This is a genomic window from Flavobacterium sp., assembly GCF_040379285.1.
Lineage (GTDB): Bacteria > Bacteroidota > Bacteroidia > Flavobacteriales > Flavobacteriaceae > Flavobacterium.
The window spans coordinates 14,896-37,552 of record NZ_JBEILJ010000014.1; the positions used below are offsets into that span (position 1 = coordinate 14,896).

General features: G+C 41.9%; 21 protein-coding genes. 17 read left to right on the forward strand and 4 right to left on the reverse strand.

Annotation, left to right across the window (positions count from 1 at the left end; translation table 11 throughout):
• Window positions 1–14 precede the first annotated feature (14 nt).
• The gene (locus ABWO12_RS04735; protein ID WP_353087636.1) at window positions 15–425 is read right to left on the reverse strand and encodes a type II toxin-antitoxin system VapC family toxin; all 411 of its coding nucleotides are present in this window, start codon (window positions 423–425) and stop codon (window positions 15–17) included.
• A complete protein-coding gene (locus ABWO12_RS04740; RefSeq protein ID WP_353087637.1) occupies window positions 426–677 on the reverse strand; it encodes a DUF6364 family protein in 252 nt (83 codons plus the stop codon). It lies immediately after the preceding gene.
• 320 nt (window positions 678–997) lie between these two features.
• Here ABWO12_RS04740 and ABWO12_RS04745 point away from each other — a divergent pair, with 320 nt between their 5' ends.
• The 17 genes from ABWO12_RS04745 (at window position 998) to ABWO12_RS04825 (ending at window position 20,433) form a co-directional block, all read left to right on the forward strand.
• Window positions 998–2,389, forward strand: a complete 1,392-nt coding sequence (locus ABWO12_RS04745; protein WP_353087638.1) for a hypothetical protein — start codon at window positions 998–1,000, stop codon at window positions 2,387–2,389.
• Complete coding sequence (locus ABWO12_RS04750; protein WP_353087639.1) at window positions 2,380–3,477, forward strand: glycosyltransferase family 4 protein; 1,098 nt, start codon at window positions 2,380–2,382, stop codon at window positions 3,475–3,477. The genes ABWO12_RS04745 and ABWO12_RS04750 overlap by 10 nt, the downstream gene beginning before the upstream one ends.
• Window positions 3,459–4,886, forward strand: coding sequence for an MBOAT family O-acyltransferase (locus ABWO12_RS04755; RefSeq protein WP_353087640.1), 1,428 nt, complete (start codon window positions 3,459–3,461; stop codon window positions 4,884–4,886). Before ABWO12_RS04750 ends, ABWO12_RS04755 begins: the two co-directional genes overlap by 19 nt.
• Complete coding sequence (locus ABWO12_RS04760) at window positions 4,886–5,779, forward strand: hypothetical protein (RefSeq protein WP_353087641.1); 894 nt, start codon at window positions 4,886–4,888, stop codon at window positions 5,777–5,779. Before ABWO12_RS04755 ends, ABWO12_RS04760 begins: the two co-directional genes overlap by 1 nt.
• Window positions 5,780–5,846: 67 nt before the next feature.
• Window positions 5,847–6,977: a glycosyltransferase family 4 protein gene (locus tag ABWO12_RS04765; RefSeq protein WP_353087642.1), complete on the forward strand. Its 1,131-nt coding sequence runs from the start codon at window positions 5,847–5,849 to the stop codon at window positions 6,975–6,977.
• A 100-nt stretch (window positions 6,978–7,077) separates the two neighbouring features.
• Entirely contained in the window at window positions 7,078–8,613 is a 1,536-nt protein-coding gene (locus ABWO12_RS04770) for a glycosyltransferase family 2 protein (RefSeq protein WP_353087643.1), read from the forward strand.
• A 1-nt stretch (window position 8,614) separates the two neighbouring features.
• Window positions 8,615–10,231 (forward strand): hypothetical protein, encoded by a 1,617-nt coding sequence (locus ABWO12_RS04775; RefSeq protein WP_353087644.1) that lies wholly within the window; start codon window positions 8,615–8,617, stop codon window positions 10,229–10,231.
• A complete protein-coding gene (locus ABWO12_RS04780; RefSeq protein ID WP_353087645.1) occupies window positions 10,228–11,286 on the forward strand; it encodes a GNAT family N-acetyltransferase in 1,059 nt (352 codons plus the stop codon). Before ABWO12_RS04775 ends, ABWO12_RS04780 begins: the two co-directional genes overlap by 4 nt.
• 1 nt (window position 11,287) lies before the next feature.
• Window positions 11,288–12,034 carry a methyltransferase domain-containing protein gene (locus ABWO12_RS04785; RefSeq protein WP_353087646.1) on the forward strand — a complete coding sequence of 249 codons (747 nt, stop codon included), beginning with the start codon at window positions 11,288–11,290 and terminating at the stop codon, window positions 12,032–12,034.
• A gap of 53 nt (window positions 12,035–12,087) precedes the next feature.
• The gene (locus tag ABWO12_RS04790; protein WP_353087647.1) at window positions 12,088–12,519 is read left to right on the forward strand and encodes a GNAT family N-acetyltransferase; all 432 of its coding nucleotides are present in this window, start codon (window positions 12,088–12,090) and stop codon (window positions 12,517–12,519) included.
• Entirely contained in the window at window positions 12,509–13,519 is a 1,011-nt protein-coding gene (locus ABWO12_RS04795) for a glycosyltransferase family 2 protein (protein ID WP_353087648.1), read from the forward strand. The genes ABWO12_RS04790 and ABWO12_RS04795 overlap by 11 nt, the downstream gene beginning before the upstream one ends.
• Window positions 13,516–14,460 (forward strand): class I SAM-dependent methyltransferase, encoded by a 945-nt coding sequence (locus tag ABWO12_RS04800; protein ID WP_353087649.1) that lies wholly within the window; start codon window positions 13,516–13,518, stop codon window positions 14,458–14,460. The genes ABWO12_RS04795 and ABWO12_RS04800 overlap by 4 nt, the downstream gene beginning before the upstream one ends.
• Before the next feature lie 7 nt (window positions 14,461–14,467).
• Window positions 14,468–15,586 (forward strand): glycosyltransferase, encoded by a 1,119-nt coding sequence (locus ABWO12_RS04805; protein ID WP_353087650.1) that lies wholly within the window; start codon window positions 14,468–14,470, stop codon window positions 15,584–15,586.
• Window positions 15,583–16,653 carry a glycosyltransferase gene (locus tag ABWO12_RS04810; protein WP_353087651.1) on the forward strand — a complete coding sequence of 357 codons (1,071 nt, stop codon included), beginning with the start codon at window positions 15,583–15,585 and terminating at the stop codon, window positions 16,651–16,653. The genes ABWO12_RS04805 and ABWO12_RS04810 overlap by 4 nt, the downstream gene beginning before the upstream one ends.
• Window positions 16,646–18,019: an O-antigen ligase family protein gene (locus ABWO12_RS04815; RefSeq protein WP_353087652.1), complete on the forward strand. Its 1,374-nt coding sequence runs from the start codon at window positions 16,646–16,648 to the stop codon at window positions 18,017–18,019. Before ABWO12_RS04810 ends, ABWO12_RS04815 begins: the two co-directional genes overlap by 8 nt.
• Complete coding sequence (locus ABWO12_RS04820) at window positions 17,985–18,989, forward strand: glycosyltransferase family 4 protein (RefSeq protein ID WP_353087653.1); 1,005 nt, start codon at window positions 17,985–17,987, stop codon at window positions 18,987–18,989. The genes ABWO12_RS04815 and ABWO12_RS04820 overlap by 35 nt, the downstream gene beginning before the upstream one ends.
• A gap of 49 nt (window positions 18,990–19,038) precedes the next feature.
• Window positions 19,039–20,433: an exopolysaccharide biosynthesis polyprenyl glycosylphosphotransferase gene (locus ABWO12_RS04825; protein ID WP_353087654.1), complete on the forward strand. Its 1,395-nt coding sequence runs from the start codon at window positions 19,039–19,041 to the stop codon at window positions 20,431–20,433.
• Here ABWO12_RS04825 and ABWO12_RS04830 read toward each other — a convergent pair.
• Entirely contained in the window at window positions 20,413–21,531 is a 1,119-nt protein-coding gene (locus ABWO12_RS04830; RefSeq protein WP_353087655.1) for a lipoprotein N-acyltransferase Lnb domain-containing protein, read from the reverse strand. The genes ABWO12_RS04825 and ABWO12_RS04830 overlap by 21 nt on opposite strands.
• Before the next feature lies 1 nt (window position 21,532).
• Window positions 21,533–22,600 carry a putative type IX sorting system protein PorV2 gene (locus tag ABWO12_RS04835; protein WP_502902911.1) on the reverse strand — a complete coding sequence of 356 codons (1,068 nt, stop codon included), beginning with the start codon at window positions 22,598–22,600 and terminating at the stop codon, window positions 21,533–21,535.
• Between the last annotated feature and the right edge of the window lie 57 nt (window positions 22,601–22,657).

Genomic DNA, 22,657 nt, shown 5'->3' on the forward strand with positions numbered 1-22,657 from the left:
TGTTAGCACTTATTTTATTTCTTTAAATACATTTCCGGGCTAAAAACTGCCAGCTTACTTTTTTTATAATCTTTTACATTCCTCGTTAAAATGATATTAATTGAATTGCTATTTTCCGCAGCATAATTTTGCATTGCATCTTCAAAGTCTTTAAATTTTGAATTAAGCGCTTCAATGATTACTTCCTTATTGATTTCAGCAATATCGATAATTCTCAAGAGCTGCTTTAGCTTTTCAATCACAATTTCATGTTTTGCAAACTTTACTAGTAAATAGTAAACATTGCTTATTATCACTGGAGTAGTGAAACCTTTAATTTTATCATTTTCACACAAAGTAAATATTTCAGTAGCATATTCGGCAAAAGGTTCTCTGTCGAAAAAGAAGTCGAGAATAACATCGGAATCAATCAATACATTATCCATTTATAAATGTTTTTTTTCGATGGCTTTGATAAGTTCTTCTTTATAATCTATATCTTTTGAGAGTTTGAAAGATCCTCGTAATGATTTTACAATTGGACTAACTTTCACAGCTTCTTTTTTAACATCTTCTTTGGTTAATGATTTTAGATAACTCTCAATGATATTTGAAAGACTACGGTTGTTTTTTTTCGCATAATCTTTAGCTTTTTGTATAATTTCTTGTTCAAGTACAAGCGTCAATTTTGTATTCATAACTTACTTTTCTTCAAAGATAGGAAAAATTCGTCTTCAACACGTGTGATTTATATTATTTTTAGACGTGTAGCACAGGCTATAATTTATTTGATGCCAATGGTCGTGTTCGTGCCTTTTTTACGATCGATGAAAGAGGTAACTCCATCCAAAAATCCTTACGTAAGGACAATTTTGGTGCAGGGGTATATGGCGTGAGTTTATGGATCAATGGAAAAAAAAGCCGATACCCAAAAGATTGTTTTTAACTAATACAAAAAGAAACTAACATTAAAACGCTGGGCTTTGGTTCAGCGTTTTTTTATCTCTAAATTTGACCCATGAAAAAATTAGGTGTGGTCATCACAGATGGGGTTGGTTTCCGAAATTACTTGTTGAGTGATTTTATGCAAGAGGCTGTACAACAATTTGATGAAGTGGTCATTCTTTCGTACCTTCCTCATACAGCCTATATTGATTTGAAACTTTCAGTGAGGGTTATCGAATTGGAAGCGCTTGAAGAAAATTTCTTCCAATGGTTTTTTCGGAAATCGAAAGAAGTAGCTCATTTGAAAAAACATCAAAAGGGAAACTACGGTATTCAAGATAATTTACAAACCAATACAACCAAAGCGATGACCTCCCGTGGCATTGCAACACGTTTGATTTTTCGCTTTACCCATTTTTTCCACTCAGAAAGATGGATTCAACGATATTATAACTGGCAACAGTTATGTTTTAAAAATCATCGTATTACCAAAAATTACGAAGCTATTCTAACGCGAGAAAGATTTAGCCATTTGTTTTTCACCCACCAACGACCTCCTTTTATCGCTCCTCTTGCATACCGTGCACAAAAACAAAAGATAACCACCTCTACTTTCATTTTTAGTTGGGATAACTTAGCTTCCAAAGGACGAATGGCGGCAAACTTCGACTATTATTTAGTGTGGAGTAAACTCATGAAAAAAGATTTGAAGTCATTTTATGAGAAAGTTAAAGAGCATCAAATCGCCATTGTAGGAACACCTCAATTTGAGCCTTATGTGCTCTCGCGCTATGAAACCTCAGAAGAAGCGTTTTATACAAAGTTTCAATTGAAAAAAGAATTTCCTACCATTTGTTTTAGCTGTGGTGATAGCTCTACCAGTAAAAATGACGAACTTTATATTCAAAGTATTGCCAAAGCAATTGAGGTAAAAAAAATACCGAAAGCCAATCTTTTGGTTCGAACTTCACCCGCAGAGGATCCTATTCGATTCAAAAATTTAGTTTCGGAATTCCCTTGGATTCAGTGGAACTTCCCGAAATGGGAATTGTCCAGAAGTTCCCACCAAGAATCGTGGTCGCAACGTATCCCTTCCATAGAAGATGTGAAGGATTTGAGAGCTATTTTGATGTATTCAACACTTAACGTAAATATGTTGTCTACAATGAGTCTTGATTTTATGCAATTTAATAAACCTGTTGTGAATCCAGTTTTTGGGAATAAAAGTAATGGATTGTATGATGACCAACGGTTTTTAAAGTATGCTCATATAGAACATGTCATCCAATCAGGTGCCACTCAAGTTGCTTTGGATGAAGCCTCTTTGATAACTGCCATAGCACAATATCTAGCACAGCCTGATCTACACGCTACACAACGGCAAAAACTCATCGACCTCGAAATCGGATTGCCCTTACACGGAACCAGTGCTCGAATTGCTGAAACCCTTTACCAATGGTCGTGACGCCCATGCATATTGCTGTCGTGTGTAACTACCGTTTGATGCCCGAACGGGTAGGAGGGATGGATCATTTTTTTGTGCAATTCAACCAACAATGTTTGGCTGCCGGCATCGCTGTCGATTGGTATTTTCCCAACACGGCAACCCATTTAGACTATGCCTCTTTTTCATTGATGGCGGCCGAACCCGAAGCCTTGGAAACCGTTTTTTTAGCGCAATTGCCCCAAAAAAACTATCGGGTTATTTTTACCCATTTTCTCGAACTCTGCACCCCTTTTTATGCACAAGTGCGTCAACTGTCGCAAGCCCGTATCGTTGCCGTTGACCACAATCCGCGTCCTGCCGGAGGATATTCCTGGAAAAAGCGCCTTAAAAAACGGATCAAAGGATGGCGTTATCAAGCATCATCCGATCTATTTATTGCAGTATCCGAGGCGATGAAACGCGACCTCATTACCGATTTCGGTTCGATCCCTCCTAATAAAATTCGCGTAATTCCCAATGGAATTGCCAATGCAACCTTGATTCAAAAAACCGATTTTACACCGCGCTATCATTTTTTAACCGCTTCGCATTTGCGCCCCGAAAAAGGGCTCCACGATCTTGTTGCGGCTGTAGCACAGTTGGATCGAACCGCATTGCCCCATTTTCAAATCTCAATTTTTGGAGAAGGACCTGCCGCTGCAGCATTACAGCAGCAAGTCACCGCCAATCAGTTGGATTCGGTTATTCATTTTGAAGGAAGTGTGTCAACGTTACATCAGCGGTACCACGAATTTGACGCGCTCCTACATCCCTCTCACGGAGAAACCTTTTGCTATGCTGTGGTTGAGGCTTTGATGGCCAACCTGCCCGTAATCACTACACGACACCAGGGCAATGTATTGGGTTTGGTTCAGCACGGAGTCAACGGACTTTTATTTGAAGAAGGAGGAGTGGATGAATTGTCGCATCACCTAAAAACGCTACTTTTGAATCCGAGAATGCTCCAAAATGGCTTGCATCGTTGTCCAGAAGTACGCCAATATACTTTGGGTCAAATGGTTGAAAATTATTTAAATATCGTGCGCGAATGCTCTTCAACTCCATAGGCTTTTTACTTTTTTTACCCTTCGTATTTGGGGTGTATTGGAGCTTGTCTCGAAAGGCATTGTGGATACAAAACGCTTTTTTATTGGCGGCCAGCTACTTTTTTTATGCGTGTTGGGATTGGCGGTTTTTGTTCTTGCTTTTGTTTTCTACCGTACTCGATTACTACACCGGATTACGCATGCACCAAGCCCGAACACAGCATGCAAAGACCTTTTGGTTTTGGTTGAGTATCGGCGTCAACCTCAGTTTTTTAGGCGCTTTTAAGTACTATGATTTTTTCGCAACTTCGTTTCAATCGTTGATGGGGCAGATGGGACTTAAGGTCGATGTGGTGACCCTTTCGCTGGTGCTTCCGGTGGGGATTTCCTTTTATACTTTTCACGGACTCTCGTATGTGATTGATATTTACAAAAATCGTATCGAACCCGAACGAAATCCCATTACGTACGCCCTATTTGTGACTTATTTTCCACTTTTAGTGGCAGGTCCGATAGAACGTGCAACCCATTTGCTTCCTCAAATAAAGGTCAAACGCCAATTCTCCTACCCCTTGGCGGTTGAAGGGATACAACAAATCGTTTGGGGTTTATTTAAAAAAGTGGTTGTGGCCGATAATTGCGCTTTTTTTGTGGATGAAATTTTTAAAAATAGCAGTTCACTTTCAGGAGGAGAACTCCTTGGGGGCATGTTTTTGTTCTCCTTTCAGATTTATGGTGACTTCAGCGGCTACTCGGATATTGCGTTGGGAACCTCTAAACTTTTTGGAATTCAATTGCTTAAAAACTTTAACTTTCCCTATTTCGCGACCGATATTGCCGATTTTTGGCGCAAATGGCATATTTCACTATCGTCCTGGTTTCGGGACTATATCTATATACCGTTGGGCGGTAGTCAAGGCACCCGAATGCGTCAGCTGCGGAATGTGATGGTGATTTTTTTGCTAAGCGGTTTTTGGCATGGCGCCAATTGGACGTTTATCGTTTGGGGATTGCTGCATGCTTTGTTGTTTATTCCGCTTTTGCTCCAGCAACGTAACCGAAATACGGTGCATCAAACGGGTTATCGCTGGTCGGATGGATTTCGAATGCTGACCACTTTTGTGTTGGTGAGTATCGCTTGGGTTTTCTTTCGGGCCGATTCGCTCACCGATGCCGTGCATTATCTCACGCGAATGACCCAATTGTATCCTTTTGATTTTGACTTTTTCTATAAAAATGCCAAGTATACCTTGCTAACCGGAATTACCGTTTTGGCGCTACTTTACCTGCTAGTTCAAGAAGGGTATTGGGTGTTTACCAAACAAAGTCAACCTGTATTTTCACCGCGATGGACCCTTTGGGTTATCGTCATGTTGTTTGCTATGGGTACGTATCGCAATCAAATGAGTTTCATCTATTTTCAATTCTGATGCAAAAGTTTTTAAAGAAAATAGCGCTGTATGGTCTTGGGGCATTTTTGCTGGTCAACGTTTTGGCGATGGCGGTATTGTTCGGTTTGCGAAAATCCTCGTTTTATAAACCCTCGTATGTTGCTTCACATTACGCGCCCAAAAATTTAGATTATGTGGTCATCGGATCCAGTATCGGATTAACGACTTTAAACACCCAACGCATCGACAGTCTCACGGGCCTACAAGGGTTTAATTTAAGTATCGACGACACCTCTTTAAGCTCCAACTATTTGATGTTGCAGCATTTTTTTGCCCAAGGAAAAACGGCGAAGAATTGTATTTTGGCCGTAAGTTATTGGGATGCCAATAATGCGCAGCCCTCGTTGAACAATAATGATTATCGGTTTTTACCTTTTGTCAATGAATCCTATGTCCACGACTATTACGCCGAAATGGAGTCTGGATATTTCAAACCCCTCACGTTTTCGCAGTACATTCCAGCTATTGGGGTGGCCTATTACAATACCGAATTAATTGTCCCATCGCTTTTGGGTATGGTGCAACCCCAACGGAAGAATCGTTTTGATGCCCATGGTGATTATGCTTATCCGGGAGAAGGGATTTCCAAAAAGGTGCCTTTTAAAACCTTAACCCTTTTGTGGAAGAATCCGTTTTTACAACGTATCGCCGACTTATGTGCACAGCATCAAACCCGTTTGATCGTCTATCAAGCGCCGCAGTACCACACCCAAGTCGTAATGCAACATCCTGATTACCGTATCCTAAATCATTCGCAATATCTTTCCGAGGCGAAGTATTATTACGATGCTATACACGTGAATTACCGTGGTCGTCTAGCGGCTACTGATGCGCTCGTCAAGGCGATTAACGAAGGATGCTTCCAAAAATAATGGCTATATTTGGAGCGATTCATTTTCAAATGTCAACCCTCGCATGATGCATATTGGTTTTATTTCTATGGAATTTCCGCACCCCCGTGTTGGGTCTTCTGGCGGCATTGGAACCAGTATTTATAACCTTGCCAAAGGACTTATCGCAAGGGGACATAAGGCTACCGTTATTTTATATGCGCAAAAAGAGGATGCTGTTTTTGAAACAGAGGGCATTACGATTTATATGGTGAAAAATGTGGTTGTACGAGGTATTTCATTATATTTTTCTCAAAAAAAGGTAGAAGCTCTTCTAAATCAATTGCATGCTGAGGGAAAAATGGATATTGTGGAAGTACCCGATTGGACAGGTTTTTCGGCTTTTGTTCAACCCAAAAAATGTCCTGTCATCATAAAGTTGCACGGCAGCGACACATACTTTTGCCATTTGGAAAACCGAAAAATGAAATTTAAGAATCGATTTTTAGAAGGTCGCGCACTACGCAAAGCCGATGGAATCATAGCGGTTAGTGATTTCACAGGTCGAACCACCAATGCTTTGTTTGGATTACAGCGGTCGTATATGGTTATTCATAATGGGTTGGATACCCAACAGTTCACCCGTGTACCCCAAGCAGCAAAAACCAAAACCATAGTGTATATAGGGACCTTAATTCGCAAAAAAGGGATGATGGAATTGCCGCATATTTTTAATGCTATTTTCCAAAACGACCCCGAGGTAAAGTTGGTGTTGGTGGGAACCAATGCCTTAGACATCAGTACCCAATGGCAACCTACTTGGGATTTAATGCAGCCGCTTTTTCACCCCGATGCGTTTCAAAATGTGCACTATGTAGGGGCTGTCCCTTATGAAGCCGTGCAAGGCTATTTGGACGAGGCAGCGGTGTGTGTATTTCCCTCTTTTGCCGAAGCACTTCCCGTTTCCTGGATTGAAGCAATGGCGATGGGAAAAGCCGTGGTGGCCTCCAATATTGGCTGGGCTACTGAAATTATAACCGATGGCAAAGATGGCCTTTTGGCCGACCCTCGGGATCATGTTGCTTTTGCCCAACGTATTTTATCCCTACTTCAAAACCCAGAAAAGGCTGTAAATATTGGTAAAGCCGCCCAAGAAAAGGTGCGACACATGTTTCAACTGGATACTATAGCAGCCCAACACGAAGCATATTACCAAGCTAAAATCCATGCCAAAAATTAAAACACTTTTTGTACGATCGCTTTCTTTTTTTGATTTTAATCGTATAGGCTAATCCCCTAGAATTCCCTACATTTGTGGGAATTTGAACGATTTTTGAAACATGAACTTTCAAACCTATACTACCACAAAAGGAGAAACGCTTTACTACTTGGGGCAACCCGATACGACTAAGTTGGAGGCGTTGGCAGAAGGTTATGGTGATCTTTGGCATGCGTCTTTTGACCAAGGATTTAAAAATGCTTTTTCCGATATAGTCTACCAAGCCGTAGTATTCTTCTGGTTTGTCAGTGATTTTGACGATTTGGATCAATGTGTAAGTTGGCGTATCAATCCTGACGCGTTTGTGGTGCGGAAGTCGGTTTGGGACACCTTGCAAGGATTTGATACCAACTATACCAATCCTGTTATGGCGGCCTTCGATTTCGGATTCAATGCGTTACGCTATCAAGGAGCGATTCCGATGTATGTGAAAGGACTTTTTCCCGTGGCACCACAAGCGACTCCAAAAATTAGTCGTCAAGACCGTTACGATTTTTACCGTCGTAATTTTATTCCTTCCCATGCGGTGTACATGGCGCTTCGAAAAGGGTGGAATCCCTTGGAGTGGTGGGCCTTGGCGAAAGCAAAATCCCGTCTTAACCTAAAAAAAGACATGCCGGTCATTCCGCCCAAACCATTAGAACCCATTCAAGGAAATCCTACGGTGAGTTATATTATCCCCACGATGATGCGTCAAGATTTTACGCTAAATTTGTTAAGCGATTTAAAGCAACAAACTTATCTTCCGACACAAGTTATTGTGGTGGATGCCACTCCCGAAAATGCGAGAGATTCATCGTTATACCGCCCTGAAGATTATCCGTTTGAGGTGATTTTCCGTTGGCAAACGACCAAAGGAAGCTGTCGGGCTCGCAATGAAGCCATTGCTTTATGTACGGGGGACTTTATCATTTTTGGAGATGACGATATACGCATACCTCCTGATTTTGTAGAAAATCATATTCGTTTGTTGCAAACGTACGGCGCGGGAGCAGCCAATGGGTTGGATATTCGTGCCGACCACCAGCAACAGGACCTAACCGATTTAGCCCATAAATTGCAAAATTATAAAGGACAACGCTGGTTAGTAGGTTGTGCTGCCACTTTCAATAACGCCAATTCCTGTGTGCTTCGCAAGCATGTGCAAACCCTAGTCGGAAACGACATCAATTTCGATGGGGGCTATGGCGAAGACAGTGATTTTGGATTGTCCCTGACGAAAATTGGCGTTGACGTGTTGTTTAATCCTTTTTCGACCAATTTACATTTAAAACCCCCGATGGGAGGGTATCGTTTTTGGGGCAGTCAGGCGAAGTTGATGGGGAAAAAACGCAAAGCCCAACCCTGGGAATTGGACACGCCAGTAAAATCCATTCGTCCTGTGCCTAGTCCTACCATCATGTACCAATTACACAAGCATTTTACCGCCGAACAGCGCAAAGAATACTGGGTAAAATACTTTGTTTTTTATCTTTTCAAAGGAAAATTTTGGACGTTGCCCATGCGTATATTCTGGTTGCCATTGCGTATTTTGCAATACCGAAAATCGGTTTTTTATGCTAAAAAGTTAATGGCTTTAGGCAAACGAACACAGTGATATGATCGTTTCGGTTATTTGGGAAAAACAAGGGATACGTCGGAAATTGGATACCGCGTTACACGGGTTGCAATGGCAGCCTGAAGGCTTCGTTGTGACCGATTTTTCTGAATCCTGTTTGTTGGAGTTTGTTTTTGATTCTCCCTTAAAGGCCTTTCAAAATCACGCCTACCGCTGGGAAGATTTGCCCCAACAACACCCCGTCTATTGCGGTTTGATGGTGCCCAAAGTGGTGCGATTGGCCAATGGGCAACTGATTCAAGCCACTATTCAAGGCGGTCATTGGGAACTCCATGCGCGCTACCCTAATCGTTTGCGTTGGTGGTTTTATCCCGAAAAGGCTCAGGTGCTAACCCGTTACACTGGAATGCGTCACGAGCGCCAATTGGAGTCGGTGGCGGGCGTTATGCCTTTACCAGCGCTTCCAGGCTTGCTTTTTTCTAGACAATTTGTGTCGTGGAGCAGGGCGTCTATTCCGTTTGCTGCCACAGCTTGTTTTACCGATCACTGTGATTTTGATACGCCCGAAAATTTGGAAATCCAACGCGAATTCCTCCGAGAATGTGGTATTCGGGTGACCAAAGGAATGTTTTTACACCATTTCTCCAAGCGTGAGGATAATGCTTCTTGGGAACGGGATGAGGCTTTATTGCAGGCATGGGCTAACGACGGGCATGAATTGGCATGTCACTCGTTGACCCAATCGATTCGGGACAAGGAAGCCGCTTTTCAGGAATTTGAAACAACCATTCCCCCGGTCCCCATGCCCACTTGGATTGATCATGGCTACCAACCATACAATGTGTCGTTGTATGCCAATGAAGGAAAAAGTGGTTCTTGGTTGGGACAACAATTGTCCGTCAAAAAAATCGTCAATCTATGGAATTATGTGGATTGTGGTACCGCCACAAAAGGTGTGATAAATCAACTTAATCCGCAGCATTTTACCTTAAAGACTTTTTATAAAGGAAATCAATCCCTTGGAATAGTCACCCGACTTTCTTTGCTCATCAAAGCAATTTTATTTCATTATTATGCCCAAGAATCCCTGATTCGTCAGTATAAATCGTTGGCTTCACAATTCAAAGAGTTGGTATTCCGTAGACAATGGCGACAGTTTCCCGAGTTTGTAAAGAAAATAGTACGCTTATCCGGTCCACTTTCAAGAGTAATCTTCGGTTGGCGTTCCCGTGCCAGCGAAGCGTTTCCCTTGGCTCGTTACCAAACCCTCTTTTTTGAATATACATTTGATAAACATCCCGTTGCTATTTTTCAAACTATCGAAATGGTCGATTTTGAACGCGCGTTGTGTCCCTCCAATGTCGACGATTTGATTATAGATAGTGGCGTTTTTATTGCTCATACTTATTTTTCGGTTCCTTTGGCTTACCACAGCGGTCGTCTTTTGTTGAATGACCAAACAGTAAACCCTAAGGTGTGCGTCAATTTTGAATATTTGGGTGATAAAATCCGCGAGCAAGTTGTATGGAATCCTACACTTGAAGAATGGATGACCTATGTCAAAGGATTTACAAAAACGGTACTCACCTGCGATGCTTCGGGCCATTGCGTAGTAGTGTGTGACGGTCAATTAAACTATCGCATAACAACATCATGATACAATTTCCTTCCACTACGGCTGATTTTGAAGCTTGGGATACTTTTGTGGAGCAGTATCCACAAGGCTCACATTTGTTGTATTCCGATTGGTTACATTCCTACCGGAACTACGGATTTCAAGCGGAAATTGGGGTGTATCAAACGGCGGGTGGAATTCAAGGAGGTTTCGGTGCTGTTATTGCCAAAGTGCTGGGTTTTCGATTTTATATTATTCCTTACGGACCTGTAGGCACAGCGCCCGAGGTTATTCAAGCCTGTTTGGATTCGGCTGTGAAACGTGCTCAAGCGGTGGGTGCCTGCATGATTCAGTTTACAATTCCCATGGGTACCAAATCTTGTCGCCCCATGTATCCATTCAATGAAAACTACATTCCTCATGAATTTCAAATGGGAAATGCTTTCAAGTATGTGTACTCCTGTCCGGGATTTAATTGGGTGGACCTCTCGGGTCAAAAAACAATTGAGGGTTTGATTGAATCCTTTCCTTCGGCCTCTTTTCGTCGGGATGTTCGTAGCGGGATGCGGAAAAACGAAAAACTTTCCTATGCCCTAACTCCTGAAGAAGTGGCTCAAGCCTACGCCTTATGTCAGGAAAATGCTGATGAAAATGGGTATCAAATTCGATCGTGGTCGGATATCGGTCCAACAATACTCAACTTGATTGGCAAAGAGAGATTAAAATTTTTGACCACCACATCGGACGGGCAACTCAAAGGCGCAGGATTATTTTTGAAAGCGGGACAGTATTACACCTTTGTCATGGGTGGCACTAAAAAAGAAAAGCCCCCCCGACATACAGGGCATTATCTTCAAATGAAAGTGATAGAAATGGCGCTTCAAGAGGGAATGGATGGCTACAATATTTCATTGGGGGGATCCGAGGGAGTTAAAGCGTTTAAAGGAAGTTTCGTTACAGTTCCCTACTATTTTCATGATGGAACCTATTACCGTGTACTGAAACCGATTCGCTTTAAAATTTTTCGTTACTTTGACACTTGGATAAAACCCTATAAAGGACACATTGCAAAACTTTTAAAACGGATAAAAGGATAAAATGAAGATTGAAAATAAAGAATTCTGGGAGCGTGAAGACGTGATTTATTCTCAGGATAAGACGGTAGATAATACGTCCAATTATGAAGCGTATTTGTATGAAAAAGCAGTAGCTTATTTTCAAGCACAACAAATTTCCATTCAACAGGCTAAAGTGTTTGGATGCGGGACAGCTCGTGAGGTAAAAGGGCTTTTAGAGTTTATGGATATTCAGAAAATCTATGCTACGGATATTTCTGAAAATATGATTGCCAAAGGGAGAGAAAATATCCAACGTTGGGGATTCTCCGATAAAGTGACACTAGGCGTTCAAGATGCGGTAACCTATACGGCTCCCGAGGCAACCTATGATTTGGTTACCTTGATGAGTTGTATTCTCACCTTTGTGGCTACACAAAAAGAACGCTATGCTCTTTTTCAAATGGTGCATCGCATTTTAAAACCCAACGGTTGTTTAATTGGTGTCGTTCACAATCAAGTGGGTACTCCCCAGAAAACGGTGTATTTCTGGTTACGCCGACTGTTCAAACCGTTTCTCCGCAATGAGGTAGGCAATCGTAATACCGGGTTTTATGGGTTTAATATAAAAGGTTATTATTTTTCTAAAGAAGGATTGTATGATCATTTGAAAGATAACGGTTTTCAAAATATAGAAATAAAATCGCTTTCGGACTTATACAAAGAAATGGGTGTTCCCTACAACCGATTGAAAGGCTACAACAATTTAATCTTTTTTGCAACAAAGTAACACATTCAGCAGGCATGAGTATTTTAAAATACTTTAAAATAAAAACCATTCATATGTATGTTTATCATCGCGATAAGTCTCATGTAGTGAATTTGCCTGAATTGGAATACACTTATCATATTGAGCAAAATAAAAAGCATCAAACCACTTACCGAATCAAAAAAGACGGTTGTACTATACATGAAAGTACCGTTTACAAGCGGCTTCACTTTTTAGGAATCATTGATAAGCAAGGGCCGACAATAGGTAATTGCTTTACACATGATGATTATCGTGGGCAAGGGATTTACCCGGCCATGCTTAATTTAATAACAAATAAACTTTTGGTGGAAGAACAAATCCCCGAGGTTTTTGTAATTGTGGATGTCCACAATATTCCTTCCATTAAAGGCATTGAAAAGGCGGGTTTTACCTTGTATGCCACCGTAAAAACCAAGCGATTTTTATTTTTTTATATCAATCAAGAAGTCCATTATGACGCTTAAGGTTACCTTAATCATTTGCACCTACAAACGCGCTGAAAGTTTGCATCGACTCCTTCAAACGGTACGCACGCAATCGAAGCATCCCGATGCTATTCTCATTATTGACGGTTCACCCGACGATCAAACCGAAGTCATGTTGCAAGCGAATCCGATTAACAATCTTGTTTATTTTCGAGTGACCCCAGAGCAACGCGGTTTGACCAAGCAACGCAATTTTGGGATTCAGCACGTGGAGCCCCAAACCGATATTGTTTGTTTTTTGGATGACGATGTTTTGTTGGAGCCCACCTATTTTGAGGCTTTGACGCAAACTTATGCGGTTTATCCTGAGGTGTTGGGCGTGGGAGGTTTTATTACGAATGAAACGCAATGGATTCCGATGCAAGCTAATGAAACCCTTAGTAACGCATGGTTTGCCTTTGACGGGTGGAAACGGAACGAACCTTTACGGAATAAAATTCGGCGCAAACTAGGCTTGGATGCCGATGTGCCTCCGGGATGTATTCCGATGTTTTCCCATGGACGCAGTGTGGGATTTTTACCACCGAGTGGAAAAATTTATCCCGTGCAACAATTGATGGGGTGCTCTTCTTCGTTTCGGAAATCGGTTTTTGATCGCCTACAATTTTCGCATTTTTTTGAAGGCTATGGTCTCTATGAAGATGCCGATTTTACTTCGCGTCTTTCGAAGTTAGGCCCTTTGTATGTCAATACCGAAGCACGATTAAGTCATCACCACGATTTTTCGGGTCGCCCTAATGCCTTCAAATACGGACGTATGGTTGTGCGAAATGGTTGGTATGTGTGGCGTGTGTATGCACCACAACCCGGATGGCGCAACCGCGTGAAATGGAATCTCATCACAGGCGTATTGATAGCCATACGATTTAGTAATATCTTTACTGCCACCAATAGCATGGACTGCCTTCGGGAGACGCTCGGTCGACTTACGGGGTGGTTTAGCCTTATTGTACATAAACCCAAAATTGAACATTCATGATCGCTGACGCTATACTTAAATCCCTTGTTCACCCCAAAACAAAAGCTTCAGTTGCGACCGTTGATTCCGATATGATTCGTTTTACGGACGGTCATAGCTTACCGATAATCCAAGCGCGTCCTATTTTACTTTCGGAAGATTCCTTATTTACCATCGAGGGTATTTTACAAAATGCAGCCACCACGCAAGAAGCTACTTTTATTGACACCCAAGGTTCAATGAAAAATTATCTCCGCAAACGAGTGCTCCCTTCTTTAGCCAAAGATTTTCACATCGGAAAGCGTTACCGCGAATTGGCCCAAACGGTCAATGCACAAGGGGGGCGCGTCCTCGTCATTGGTTCAGGAGATAAGGTTGTTTATTATAAAAATCTTTTTCATACATGTGAGGTCGTGTGCAGCGACGTGCATTTACAACTGGGTGCCGATTGTGTCATTGATGCGCATGAAATTCCTTTTCCCGATGCGTTTTTTGATTTGGTGTTTGCGGCCCAAGTTTTGGAACATACCATGAATCCCTGGAAAGTGACTCAAGAAGTGCAACGCGTGACCAAAATAGGGGGTCGTATTCAAATAGAAGTCCCTCAAAATTATCCATATCACGGGCAGCCTTATGATTTTTTCCGATTTACTTTCACAGGATTACGGGTTTTGTTTGAACAGTGTAGCGTAGCAAAAGCGTCAATAACCGAGAGTAATGCTGCGATGGTTGGGGTTACATTGGGCAATTATATGATGAATTTATCGGCACAAAAATACTACCGTCAGGGAGCACTTTTCCTCTCACGTTTTTTGTTTGGATGGCTAAAATATCTCGATCGTTTTACCTTACACCAACGTTCGGTTTCTTCTCCCAAGGGATATGCTTTTACCTTTTTAAAAGATGGTGAAGTGCGGAAGGGAGCTGCGTTATTGGAAGAATATTACGCATTAAAACCTTGATGATTCCATGAAAACGGTAGTCGTTTCTTCTGCTCCGCTCATTCAAAAGGCTGATGGTTGGTATGCCTACAGTCCGTATGTACAGGAATTGGAGTTATGGGCAAAATACGCTACCACAGTCACAATGGTTTGTCCCGTTTGGTCAGATACAAAAGGTACTTTGGTTGCTCGACTGTCATTCTCTCCTGAACGGGTGATTTTTCTACATGAATTTAATATCAAAACACTGCAGGGTGTCTTGCGGGCACTTTTCTTTTTAATCCCTAATCTTTGGAAATTGTACCGCGCCATGCAACGGGCTGAACATATTCATTTGCGTTGCCCAGGAAATTTATCATTATTAGGTTGTGTAGTGCAATCCCTTTTTCCCAAAACCTATAAAACCTGTAAATATGCGGGTAACTGGGACCCCCAAGCGGCTCAACCCATTGCATACCGTTGGCAAAAAAAACTGTTATCCCATACCCGTTTTACCCAAAATATGCGTGTTTTGGTTTATGGGGAATGGCCTCGAGCAAGTAAAAATATCGTCCCTTTTTTTACGGCGAGTTATTTTTACTCCGAAATTCTCCCCGTTCCAGATCGATGGGAGCGTCGTCCGTGGCATGTGGTTTTTGTAGGTACCCTTGGCGCAAACAAACGGCCGATGTATGTAGTGCAATTGGTGGCAAAACTACGAGAGCGTGGTGTTCCAATGACCTTAGCACTTTATGGGCATGGGGCTGAATACGATCGGATAACACAGTTTATTCAGGAGCAAAATTTGTCGGAGTGGATTGTTTGCTATGGCAATCAACCTCGCGAGGTAATTCAACAAGCGCTATGTGATGCTCATTTTTTATGTCTTCCGTCGCAAAGTGAAGGTTGGCCCAAAGCCGTGGCTGAAGCTATGTTTTGGGGAGCTATACCGTGGGCTACGTCTGTTTCTTGTGTGCCCCAAATGTTGAATGAAGGACGAAGAGGTCTCATCTTGACGTTGGACATAAACCGCGATATTAAACATATTCAACAAGGGTGTGCCGATCCGAATGCTTTGCGTCAACAATCCCAACAAGCGATGGAATGGTCACGGCAATATACTTTGGACGCTTTTGAAATAGCCATCCGTAAATTGATGCAACCATGAGGATATTGCAGTTCATTGATACGTTAGAAACAGGAGGTGCCGAACGTATGGCGGTTAATTATGCCAATGCTTTGCATCAAGCAGGCGATTTTGTGGCGTTGGCGGTAACTCGAAAAGAGGGGCCTTTGCGCGCTGAATTGCAACCCGAGGTGCCTTATCTTTTTGTGCAAAAAAAAGGAATGATTGATATTCCGGCTCTTTTTCGCGTGAGATCTTTTTGCAAACGCCATAAAATAGAATGGATCCACGCGCATTCCAGTTCGTTTTTTTGGGCTGTTTTGTTAAAATTTACCTTGCCACGATTGCAAATTATTTGGCATGACCACTATGGATTAAGTGAGTTTCCTGAAAAGCGGACACTTTATCCCTTACGTTTTTTTTCCTTATTTTTTTGGGGGATTCTTCCCGTGAATCATAAGTTAGCCGAATGGTCCCAACAGCGCTTATGGTGTAAAAATATTCAGTATTTTCCCAATTTTTCATTCCCTTCAATCCAAGAAAAAAAAGTGACTTCCTTGCATGGTTGTGCTGGGAAAAGGGTTTTGAATCTTGCCAATTTACGTCCCCAAAAGAATCAGCTTCTATTATTGGATGCTGTAGTGCAAATTCGTGATGCGTTTCCCGATTGGACCTATCATTTGGTAGGGAAAGATTTTAACGATGAATATGACGCAAAAATAACTACTTTTATCCACGACAATCAACTGGAATCGGTGGTATTTCGGTATGGGGCATGTCCTGATACAAATTGGATTTTTCAACAAGCTGATCTCATGGTGTTGAGTTCCGATTCGGAGGGGTTGCCCGTTTCCTTGTTGGAAGCTGCCAACTATCACTTACCTATTGTTGCAACAGCCGTAGGGGAGATTCCAGTCATCATTAACTCTGGTAAAACTGGAGTATTGGTGCCTCCGGGGGATGTTTCATCATTAGCTAAGGCATTATCAGCACTTATGGCCTCACAGGAAATGCGACAAGCTTATGGAGATGCTTGGCATCATGCTGTAAAAGAAAGCTTTTCGGCTACCGCAATTATACAACGCTATAAAAATTGGACTCGTGTTTAAGTTTTTAGAACAAAAAGAACGGAATTATCTTTTACTCATCCTCGTGCATGCGTTGTTGGGTGTACTGATTTATTACAATCTTTTTATCTCTAAAATTTACGGTATACTCATCTTTGTCGTGAGTTTGTATTTTATTATAAAAACGCGTAATCGGAACAATGAAGTGCTCTATGCTTCAGCTTATCTGGTAGGAAGTGAAGTATTTCTTCGGATGACTGAGGGTAATCCCAACCATGAATTTTCTAAGTATGGTATCATTCTTTATGTGACTATCGGAATGATTTATAGTGGGTTTTCCAAAAATGCGATACCGTATTGGATTTTCCTGATTTTATTGGTGCCGGGACTGATTTTAGGTGCCCAAGAGTTGGATTTGACCACACAAAATATTCGAAAAACACTAGCGTTTAATATTTCAGGTCCTATTTGTTTGGGTATTACCTCACTGTATTGTTACAACAGGAAACTCACCTTTCCTGAGATGAACAATATCCTACTCATGGTAGGTCTCCCTATGGTTGCTTGTTCCACCTACTTATGGTTGTTTACACCCGAATTGAAAGAGGTTTTAACCGGTACGGGTTCCAATGGAGAAACCTCGGGTGGATTTGGTCCCAACCAAGTATCAACTGCCTTGGGCTTGGGGATGTTTGTATTCCTCTCCCGACTTTTTGTAGCCTCCAAAACCAAAGTCTTATTTTTAATTAATCTAGTACTTGCGCTCAATATTTCCTACCGTGGTTTAGTAACGTTTTCCCGCGGCGGAATGATTACAGGATTTGCCATGTTGGTGATTTTGTTTGCTTTCATGTATTTAAATTCCAGTAAACGCGGCCGTTTAAAGATGATATACTTTGGGGGAATTATGGCGGTTATTCTCACTTCGGTTTGGTTTTATACCGAAGTGCAAACGGGCGGATTAATTGGACTCCGATACGCCAATAAAGATGCCCTCGGTAGGGAAAAAGAAAGTAAATTCACCGGTCGGGAAGAAATTGCCGATAGTGAAATCAATGCTTTTTTGAATAATCCTTTTTTTGGTGTGGGGGTTGCCAAAGGTACTGAAATTCGCTTGGCTGAGACAGGTCAGGTTATCGCCTCCCACAACGAACTCACCCGAATGCTGGGCGAGCATGGCTTTTTCGGTTTGTTGGGATTGGTTTTGTTGGTGATGACCCCTACCATTTTGTTTTTGGGGAATAGGCAACACGTATATGCCTTCTGTTTTGTAATCTTCTGGCTATTAACTATTAACCATGCTGCCATGCGAACTGCCGCCCCTTCATTTATTTATGCATTATCATTACTTAAAGTTTACCTAATTGACCCCAATGAAATTACTCTACATCGGGAACAAACTGTCTAAACATAATCGCGGACAAACGGTTATGGAATCTTTGGGTCCCGATTTGGAGCGGGAGGGTTTTACGGTTCGGTATACTTCCGATAAAAAAGGCTTACTGTGGCGATTTCTCGATATCGTATGGTCAGTGATGCGCTATGCCCGTAGCTCCGATTATGTGCTTATTGACACCTACAGCACCTGGAGTTTTTATTATGTGGTGGTTACCGCAACGCTCTGTCGTCTTTTTCAGGTGCCCTACATTTCTATTTTGCATGGAGGTCATTTGCCCAACCGTCTTCAAAAATGGCCCCGACTTTCTCGTTGGGTGTTTGCCCATGCTTATGCCAATGTAGCGCCCTCAGGCTACTTGTATGCCGTATTTAAGCCTTTATTTTCACAAACGATCACCATTCCCAATGCGATTCCAATTAAAGATTATACCTACCAACCGCGTGATACTCGAACACTTCATTTGCTTTGGGTACGTTCGTTGGTCCCTTTGTACCATCCCGAAATGGCATTACAAGTTTGTGCCGCATTGCAACATTACCACCCGTGTACACTCACCATTATCGGACCTGATCCACAACAGCGTAAACCTGAACTCGAAGCTTTGGCAAAACAATGGGGGATCTCGGTTATTTTTACGGGAAAACTTACTAAAGCCGAGTGGCATCAAAGGGCAACGTCGAGTACTATTTTTCTTAACACAACCCGTGCCGACAATACACCTGTGAGTGTCATCGAAGCGATGGCGTTGGGATTGCCAGTGGTGAGTACCCATGTAGGTGGACTACCGTATTTGATTACACCGCATGAAACTGGACTCTTGGTGCCTTCTGAAGATGTTCAGGCGATGACAGAGGCGGTTTTGCATCTTCATCAGCATCCAGATAAAGCCCTAAAAATGGCTGAAAAGGCGCGCGCTCAAATGGAAAATTTCGATTGGTCAGTGGTAAAAGAAGCATGGATAAAACTATTAAAATCGTAGACTTTCTTTTCAGAATTTGTAACTTGCACTCGTAATAAGGAACTTCTAAATGAATAGCAACAAGAAAATACATTTTGAAATTTCCGAACGGAAATTATTGCTACGCTTGTTTGATACATTGCTAGTTATTATACTGCTTTACATCATCAGCTCGCTTTTTGATTTCCGTTATTTTACATTTTCCAAAGACAACTTTATTTGGTCGGTCGTTTTGGCGGTCTACCTCAATATTTTCAGCTCGGTGTTTGAAATGTACAACCTTCAAGTGGCGAGCAACCAGTTTCAAGTGATTCGAAGCATTGTTTTGACGACCTCGACGACCGTTTTGTTTTACTTGTTGACCCCAATTTATACCCCTGTTTTACCCTCAAATCGAATTCAAATTATCATTTTCTTCCTGTCGATTTTTACCACATTACTGCTTTGGCGGTTGTTTTATGTGTTTTTTCTAGCTTCCCATCGTTTTGTCAAAAAAGCGATTTTGGTTTGTGATCAAGAGCATTTGGATGAATTGATTTCAGGGATCGAAAGTGTTGATCCCCATTATAAATTTATTGCCTTTGTGAATTCCGATGAAACGGAGGCCGACAGTGCGAAAACCTTTTCCATTCGCCGAATTCCCTCCCAAAATCTCGAAGCTTTTGTACGCAAAACCTCTATTTCTGAATTGGTTATAGCCACCCAAAAAACCGATGGAATTACGGTAAATCTCTACAATCAATTGATTCATTTGCTGGAAAACGGTATCATCATTCGTGAATACACACAAGTGTATGAAGACAGTACAAAGCGCATTCCCGTGCAATATGTTTCCCGTGATTTTTATCGGTATTTCCCTTTTAGTCGAAGCAATCAGAATCACTTGTATTTGCTTTTCTCAAGAATTTTTGATGTGCTTTTTTCGGTGATTGGTCTCCTATTAGGTCTGGTGTTTTTTCCGTTAATTCTTTTTGGGAATCTCTTTGGTAATCGCGGACCGCTGTTTTACACCCAAGAACGAGTGGGTAAAAACGGAGAAGTCTTTCGCATTTATAAGTTTCGCACCATGGTCAATAATGCCGAAGCTAACGGGGCTGTTTTTACCACTGCGAATGATACTCGAATTACGGCTTTTGGAAAGTTTATGCGCAAAACGCGCTTGGATGAATTTCCCCAATTTATCAATATTCTCCGTGGCGATATGTCGATTATTGGTCCTCGTCCTGAACGCCCTGTTTTTGTGCAGCAAATTGCCGAAAACATGCCCTTTTATGAAACCCGTCATGTGGTGAAGCCCGGTTTAACCGGTTGGGCCCAGGTCAATTACTCCTACGGCGATTCCATCGATGATAGCTTGGTGAAGTTGCAATACGATCTATATTACATCAAACACCGCAGTATTTTCTTGGATATCAATATTGTGATTAAAACCTTCAGTACGATTTTATTCTACCGCGGGCAGTGATTTTTTACGAATCTGTTGCAAACGAATCCGCAGCAATAATACATGGGCTATTACAAAAGGAAGCATCAACAAAAGATGGGGTTTATTGAATAGGAGCACAGCATAGATGCCCAACGCCACCAATCCTATACCTATACATCGCACCAAGGCTTTTAACGAACGGACAAACGGGAGTACAACGTATAAAGGATTGAACAATAAGGCGTTGTAATTCCATAACACTTCTTTGTGATCTGAGTATAATCCTATTAAAACCAGAAAAATTCCTAATCCACCGGTCAAAAACCAATATACATTGTAGATCCAAGCACGGCGACTCAGTAAAACCGCGGCCAAAAATAAGATCACCACAAAAATGCTATTCCAAAAGGAGAAAGCTATCGTTTTGGGCTGTCCTTCCACCCATTTTTTCTCTTCAACAACGATGGGTTTCCCATTGATTTTTGTTTGGTTGAGACTGTGCATTAATTCAATAGGTAAAAACATCTGGGTGGCGGCTGCATCGGTTTTCGCCCCAAATAAAATACTAATACCTAGTTTAAAATAAAAATGATCGTTAAAATAGGGGTACAATAATTCCCGATATGAAATTGAGGTATCGTCCACCTTTTGCAAAACAGGTTTCCCTATCACCGCATTGATTTTTTCATAGACCATGGTTGTACAATTTCGGTCGATGAATTTGTAAGTATAATAACGCTCGTCGGAATACAACGATTGGTTAAGCACTGTAAATAAGGAGTTGACTTGCTCGGGAGTGAGTCGTAAGGTTTGTTCAACCACTTCCCTTTCGCTCATTTGGTATTCCATCAAAAAGTCGGGAAAAGCATAGGCGGCAACAAAATATTGCAAATCGCCTTTGACAAATTTGAGGTAAAAATTGGGCGTTTGAAAATCAAACATCCCGTAATTATAAACGATATCCAGATTTTGTATCGTGTCTTCAACCCGCAAAGCGGTATGTCCGAAGGTAGTGTACAATTCCGAACCACGGTCACAGGTTAGCACACTTATTTTTGCGTCTTTAGAGAGGGTAGGAGTCTGTCCTAGTAGCACTAGGGGTATCCATAAAAACAACCAACGGAAGAGTGCCTTCATGTTATCGGAAAATGCTAAAATCAACTTTCACAGAAAATATATTGGAGTACAACGCGGCACTTTGGTCGCCCAAATCGGTGAGCGCATAATCAATTTGAATCCCTTTGTACTTAAATCCAATACCAATATTGGGCTGGAAACCAAGGCGACGACTCCCATCAATTTGGGTTACATTTTGGAAATTCCCCAATCCTGCACGAACAAAAATCAAGTCGGTATAGTTGTATTCCGCTCCCAAAGCAGGATCGATACTTACCACATCGGTAGCTAGAATATCATTAGTTTTGGTAAACTGCATGTTCAGGTTACCCGACACCCGCAGAAAGGTTTCGTTGTGCAAATCAAATTCACGCGAGACCCCAAACTGTGCTTTCGGAGCCGTAATTTCGGTGCTTTCAGGGAGCTCCTGATTTTGTCCCGCTACCGCACCTTGAATGCTTTTGAACGCCTCTTCATTGATAGCCCACACATTGTAAGTGGTTGTAATATCCCGAACCATGAGGCCAAAATTCCAATCGTCACGGTCCCATTGCAATCCCAAATCAAAACCGAATCCCCAAGAATTGGCAAAATCACCAATCGTACGTCGGATGACTTTTGCATTAATACCGTATTGGAATCCAGGGATTTTTAATTTACGGGCATAAGAGAGGGTAAAGGCGTAATCGGCGGTTGAGAATTTACTGATGCGGTTATAGTCAATGTTCCCTTGACTGTCAATCAATTGCGTAGTATTCAAAATATCATCGACACCAAAGCGAATGACCGAGATTCCCCAAGCGCTTTCCGTGTCGATGGGTTGGGCAAAGGCCGCGTAATCATATTGGGCGATATTGGCAAAATAACTGGCGTGCATCGCTGCCGCTTGTCCGTCTTCCAAATGGACCAAACCTGCAGGATTCCAATACACCGAGTTCACATCCTGCGTTTGCGCTACGACCGCATTGGCCATGCCAAAGGCAGCGGCATCTACTCCAATGTTCAAAAACTCATTGGAATATTTCCGTACCGATTGGCCAAAGGAAACCCCTGCAATCCAAAACAATACCCATGGAGCAATTTTTTTCAAGCGCAATTTTTTTTCAAAAGTAGCAATTTTCTAAGCGGTTTCCAACAAGCAAACTGT